This is a genomic window from Dyadobacter sp., assembly GCF_051859145.1.
GTDB lineage: Bacteria > Bacteroidota > Bacteroidia > Cytophagales > Spirosomataceae > Dyadobacter.
Genome location: NZ_JBHYGF010000272.1, coordinates 1 through 5875, shown reverse-complemented (window position 1 = coordinate 5875; position 5875 = coordinate 1). Strand labels below are relative to the sequence as shown.

4 protein-coding genes are annotated in these 5875 nt (G+C 49.4%); all 4 read left to right on the top strand.

Going from position 1 to position 5875, the window contains the following annotated elements:
- A partial coding sequence (locus tag ACTIE6_RS15805; protein WP_439557559.1) for a SusC/RagA family TonB-linked outer membrane protein occupies nucleotides 1-3031 on the top strand: 3031 nt, incomplete at its 5' end.
- 14 nt (nucleotides 3032-3045) lie between these two features.
- Entirely contained in the window at nucleotides 3046-4632 is a 1587-nt protein-coding gene (locus tag ACTIE6_RS15800) for a RagB/SusD family nutrient uptake outer membrane protein (protein ID WP_439557558.1), read from the top strand.
- Between the two features lie 124 nt (nucleotides 4633-4756).
- The gene (locus ACTIE6_RS15795) at nucleotides 4757-5521 is read left to right on the top strand and encodes a 5'-nucleotidase C-terminal domain-containing protein (protein ID WP_439557557.1); all 765 of its coding nucleotides are present in this window, start codon (nucleotides 4757-4759) and stop codon (nucleotides 5519-5521) included.
- A partial coding sequence (locus tag ACTIE6_RS15790; RefSeq protein ID WP_439557556.1) for a metallophosphoesterase occupies nucleotides 5493-5875 on the top strand: 383 nt, incomplete at its 3' end. The genes ACTIE6_RS15795 and ACTIE6_RS15790, both read left to right, overlap by 29 nt.

The window sequence follows — 5875 nt, the reverse complement described above, 5'->3', positions numbered from 1 at the left end:
AAAAGGCTCGGGAATGCCCGGAGTGGCTGTTTTGGTAAAAGGAACACAGATCCAGGCGATCACGGAGCCCGACGGTTCATTTCAGATGAAAGTACCTGCAAACGGCGGTACATTGGTTTACAGCTTCATTGGTTTCACCAAAAAAGAAACGCCGATCGGAAATCAAACTACATTCAATGTACAGCTTCTGCCCGAGGCCAAAGCTTTGAAAGAGGTAGTGGTGGTGGGTTATGGTGCGCAAAGCAAGCGCGACCTTGCGAGTTCAACTTCCAGGGTAGCGGGAACGGAATATAAGTCGGCTGTGATCAACACGGTGGACCAGGCCATACAGGGTCGGGCCACGGGTGTGCAGGTAACCGAAACTTCGGGTGAACCGGGCGCAGCTACGGTTGTCAGGATCAGGGGTAACAACTCCCTCAGCGGTAATAATGAGCCGCTTTATGTGATCGACGGTTTTCCAATGCCGCCTTACCGGGAAGCAGGGGCCAATTTCACCGGCGCTACTTCGCAAAATGGTCTATATGGTATTAACCCAAATGATATCGAAAGCATGGAGATCCTCAAAGATGCTTCTGCGACTGCTATTTATGGTTCGCGGGGCGCAAACGGGGTCGTTTTAATTACCACCAAATCAGGTAAGCGCGGCGAAGGTCGCGTGGAGCTCGTGAATAAAACTTCATTTGGCACGGTTTCAAATCCGATCAAAATGATGAATTCGCGTCAATATGCACAGGTGATCAACGAGAGTTACCTGCTGACCGGCCGCAATGCGCCTTTCAGCAACCTCGACAGCGCGATGACAAATACCGACTGGGTTGCTGCCATTACACAGCCCAGCTTCCGCGAAGATGTGACACTTAGCTTGTCGGGAGGCAGTCCGAAATCGTCCTACTACATTTCCGGAAACTATTTAAAGGAAAAGGGTACGATCATCAATTCTGATAACAACCGGGCAAGTTTGCGCGTCAACCTCAACAATGAGATCAATGACTGGTATACTGTAAAAGGGCAGGTCTCATTCAGCCGCCAGAAGACCAACCGCGCAGTTACAGCTTCGCGCGCCTGGCCAAGCTCGGGTGGGTTAATGGACGGACTGCGCGCCGCGCCTACATTGGAGCTGGATTATCTTGGTAATAACAGTATGGGTATTCCAAACTACTCGGGTTACTACTTTTCAAACCCCGTTAATGAGCTTACTGCAAAAACGGACGTGACGCAAAGCGACTACTCGATCCTGAATATTGAGAACTTCTTCAAGCTGACAGACGGGCTGAGCCTCGTCGTGAGTCTAGCCGGAAACCAGAACCTGACACGCCGGAAAGTGTTTCTTCCTCCAACCACAGCAGAAGGAAACCCGGTGAAAGGGAAGGGTAGCAACAATACCTCGAACACATACAGCTACAACGTGAATGCCTATATGCAGTATGAAAAAACGTTCAGAAAGGATCATTATCTGAATACAACACTCGGTGTAGAATATAACGACCAAACTGTTGAAATCGTCAACACCAATGCAACAGGCTATGACATACCATTTTTCGGTATTGATAACATTGGTAGTGCGCAGTCTCAGGCGATCGGATCATTCAAGGAAAAACGCATTCTGCAATCGGGGTTTTTGCGCGCTAATTACTCCTTCAAAGGAAGGTATGTGTTGAATAGCTCGGTGCGGATCGATGGCGCTTCCGCATTTGCCGCAAACAATAAATATGGTGTTTTTCCCTCGGTCGCATTGGCCTGGAACCTCGATCAGGAAGAGTTTATGAAAGGCGTTACTTTCGTTTCGAACACCAAGCTCAGGGGCTCATGGGGTGAAACAGGAAGTCAGGCGATTGCACCTTATTCCTCACTATCGCAGTATGCAAGCGGATTTTACGAAATGGGTCCGCAGGGAGATGGAGCTGTTATCGGTACAGGCATTTTCCCCAATACCATTGCAAACCCAAACCTTTCCTGGGAAAGAACGCGCCAGCTCAACCTGGGTGTTGACTTCAATACCGCCAAAGACCGGCTCGTTTTCAGCTTTGATTATTATAACAAAGTTACCTCCGACCTCCTGCAACCGAGAAGGGTACCGACACAGGCAGGTGTAAGTACGATCATCGATAACTACGGTACCATGCGCAACCGGGGCTTTGAGCTGAGTATTACGGGAAATATTATTCAGAAGAAGAATGTGACTTTTTCAACCAGGCTGAACATTTCAAGGAATGTAAATACCCTGGTGGATCTCGGCGAGCGAACCCAGTCTGACTATGTGAATTTGAATGGAAACCTGCTCGGCGGTGTGTCCGGTATCCTCACACCGGGAGAAGAAGTCGGTCGGTTTTTTGGATACAAAGTCGCTGGCCTGACCCAGACTACCGACTTTGACGCAAGTGGAAACCCCCCCTTTGCTACATTCGAGGGTCCGCGCCCGGCGGGAAGCACAGGTACGCCGATCTACGGTGCCTGGATTTACGCGGATACGAATAAGGATAACATCATTACTGCCGACGACCGCGTGGTATTGGGTAAGTCTAACCCGGACTTCACTTTCGGCTGGACTTACGATTTAACCTGGAAGAACCTGGCCGTAAATGCATTATTTACAGGTTCTGTCGGGAACGATGTGCTGAACCTGACCAACTTCTACATTATGAATGGGGTAGTGGAGTACAGTGGCGTCGGATTCAACCAGTCGGAGGATTGGTTTAACAAAAGATATACGGAGGCAAATCCTCACAACGATCCCAAATATCCGGGTATCCAGAGAGGTATTGCGTCGGGTGATATCAATTCCACGATGCTGGAAGACGGAAGTTTCGTGCGGCTCAAAATGCTGAGTCTGTCGTACACTTTCCCGCGACTTGGCCCCATTCAGAATCCCAAGCTGTTCGTAACAGGAACCAACCTCTGGACATTAACCAACTACACAGGCTTTGATCCCGAGGTGAGCTCCTACGCACAGTCACTGCTGCAGCAGGGGATTGATTATGGCGCCTATCCCACGCAGCGTTCCTATACCATCGGTATCTCTTGCAATTTCTAATCCGACCAAAGCTTATGAAAAGTCATATAAAAATCTCAGTTCTGGCGCTGCTAGCGATGCTGGCTTCCTGCAAGGGAAATCTGGAAGAATCTCCTTATTCATCACTGAGCAAAGAAGTTGTTTTCAAAGATGAAGACGGCCTGAACCAGGCTACAATCGGCATTTACCACGCCTATACAGCACCTGACTTCGGTGATATCAGCAACCGCTTCAACCTGACCGAATCGGGCCACCGTTATGCGACGGCAGGTATCCTTGGTTCCGGCGCGGACCCTTATTACAGGTTCGGGCACAATGCAACATCCCCGGCATTCGAGTCAGTTTGGAGCCGTTTTTACAAGATTATTTTCCGCGCTAATACCGTTATCGCGAATGCGAAACTGGCGGTTCCGGGCGAGGAGGAAGAAGCTGATCCGTACATTGCCGAGGCGCGATTTCTAAGAGCTTACGCATATTTTCATCTGGTAAGGCTGTTTGGCGGCGTGCCACTGATCCTGGATGAAATTAAATCGCTGAAAGATGAGGCTCTGATCTTTGCGCCTAGATCAACCGATGTGGCAGTTTATGACGCCATTCTCGCAGATCTCACTTTTGCCGAAGCCAACCTGCCTGATTCCAGAGGAGGAGCAGAGCTGGGGCGCGTGTCGGCGGGCACAGCCAAAGCCATGTTAGGTAAAGTGTACCTCCAAATGGCGGGTCGCCCATTGAACCGGACGGAGAATTACCAAAAGGCTGTGGATATGCTCAGCCAGCTCGTAGGACCGGAAAATGAAGAGAAATTTGATTTTGAGCTGCTGCCTGACTTCACGGATGTTTTCTCACTCGACAATGAGCGCAACCGGGAGATCGTGCTGTCTTTTGGCTACTTTATCAATTCTTCACAGCCGAACGGAAGCATTCTTCCATTTAATCTATTTCCCTCGGGATTGGTAAATGGAGATGAGCAAACCAACTACGGACTGACTTACAGCTTTTACCAATTGTTTGAAAAAACAGATCAGCGGCGCGATTTTACGACGGTTCCACGATATACATTCCAGGGAACCGCCAGGGCTGGCGCAGAGCCGGGAGACAGCATTATCTATAATCCTACACTTGGTAATTATGTGGTGAAAAGAACCAATGCGTCTTTCGCGCACGATGACTTCAAATACGGAATTGCTTACGGAAAGCTGGCGCGTGTTGCACGTCCGGCCGGCTCCGCGGTGCAGGGATACAGCACCGACCTGATCGAAATGCGCTTTCCGGATGTATTGCTGATGCTCGCAGAGGCACTGAATGAAACGGGCAAAAGTGCGCAGGCGCTCCCGCTTGTGAACCGCGTTCGTGCCCGGGCCAAAGCTTCTGCATTGCGGGCGGGTACCGTCGCCGAAATGCGGGCAGCAATCCGTCGCGAACGCAGGCTGGAACTCAGCGGGGAATTCAACACCGTGTACGATATCCGGCGCTGGGGAACATTGAAGGAGGAAATTGCTGCGATGACAGAAGACCAGATCGTCGACAACATTCTGATCCCATATTCAGAGCGACTCGAAATCTACCCGATCCCACAATCCCAGATTGACGCTAATCCGAATTTGCAGCAGAATCAGGGTTGGTAAGGATTGAAATTGCATTGATAGCAAGACAAATAGCGGCCGGACTAGTAAATAGTGACACAACTATTCGGTCCGGCCGCTATTTGTTTAGACTTTCCGTGCTATTTTTAGGTAACAAATGGTTGTTATGACTCCCTCTATTCAAAAAGGAAAAGGCATTTTAATCCTGCTCCTGACTACATTACTCCTCGCTTCCTGTCAGAAGCAATTCGCCGTTTCCCGCAGCGATTACAAGCAATACAACATTGATCAGCAAACCGGCGAGGACTCCTCGATGGTGAAGTACTATCTTCCGTACAAACAGAAAATGCAGGCTGAAATGAGCCGCGTAGTTGGACAAACGGAGCAGGCACTTACCAAACCTGGGAACCCGGAAACGCTGCTGGGTAACTTTTTTGCGGACTTTATGCTGGCTGAAGGATTGAGCCGGGAACCTTCGGTGCAGTTTGCGCTTGCTACAAAAGGCGGTCTTCGCACTACCTGGCCGAAAGGTGATATTACCGTTTCCAGGGTTTTTGAATTAATGCCGTTTGAAAATGAAATCGTGGTCCTGAAACTGAATGGAGAAAATGTGCAGGAGCTAGCCGATTTTGTGGCAAAGAAAAACGGGCAACCCGTTTCAGGAATGCGGATGAAGATCCGGAATGGAAAGGCAATTGATATCGAAATTGCGGGACAACCTTTGGACAAAAGCAAAAGTTATGTACTGGTCACTTACGACTACCTAGCCGACGGCGGTGATGAACTGGACTTTCTTAAAAAAGGAGTGGAGCGGAGAGATATCGGCAGGAAAGTCCGCGATGCATTAATGGATTATATCAATGAATTAACCCGGCAGGGAAAGAAAATCAATGCTCAACTCGATGGAAGAATTACGATTGTCAACGAATAGCAGGAGGGAGTTTTTGCGTAAAAGTCTTGGTGTGGCTGCATTCATGGGATTGGGATCTGCGCCTTTGACTGGCTTCGGAAAAGATGCAACGGTTCAGCTTACGATTTTGCATACCAACGATGTGCATAGTCAGATCGAACCGTTCCCAATGGACGGTTCGCGCAACCAGGGACTTGGCGGCGTTGCGAGGCGGTCTGCTTTAATTACAAAAATCAGGCAGGAGCAGCCCAATGTATTGTTGTTCGACGCGGGCGATATTTTTCAGGGAACACCATATTTCAATTTGTACGGCGGCGAGGTAGAAATGGAAGCAATGAGCCGAATGGGCTACGATGCAGCTACTATGGGAAACCA

Excerpts from the sequence above, each read along its gene's own strand:
- ACTIE6_RS15800 (WP_439557558.1), top strand. The coding sequence starts at position 3,046 with ATGAAAAGTCATATAAAAATCTCAGTTCTGGCGCTGCTAGCGATGCTG.
- ACTIE6_RS15795 (WP_439557557.1), top strand. The coding sequence starts at position 4,757 with ATGACTCCCTCTATTCAAAAAGGAAAAGGCATTTTAATCCTGCTCCTG.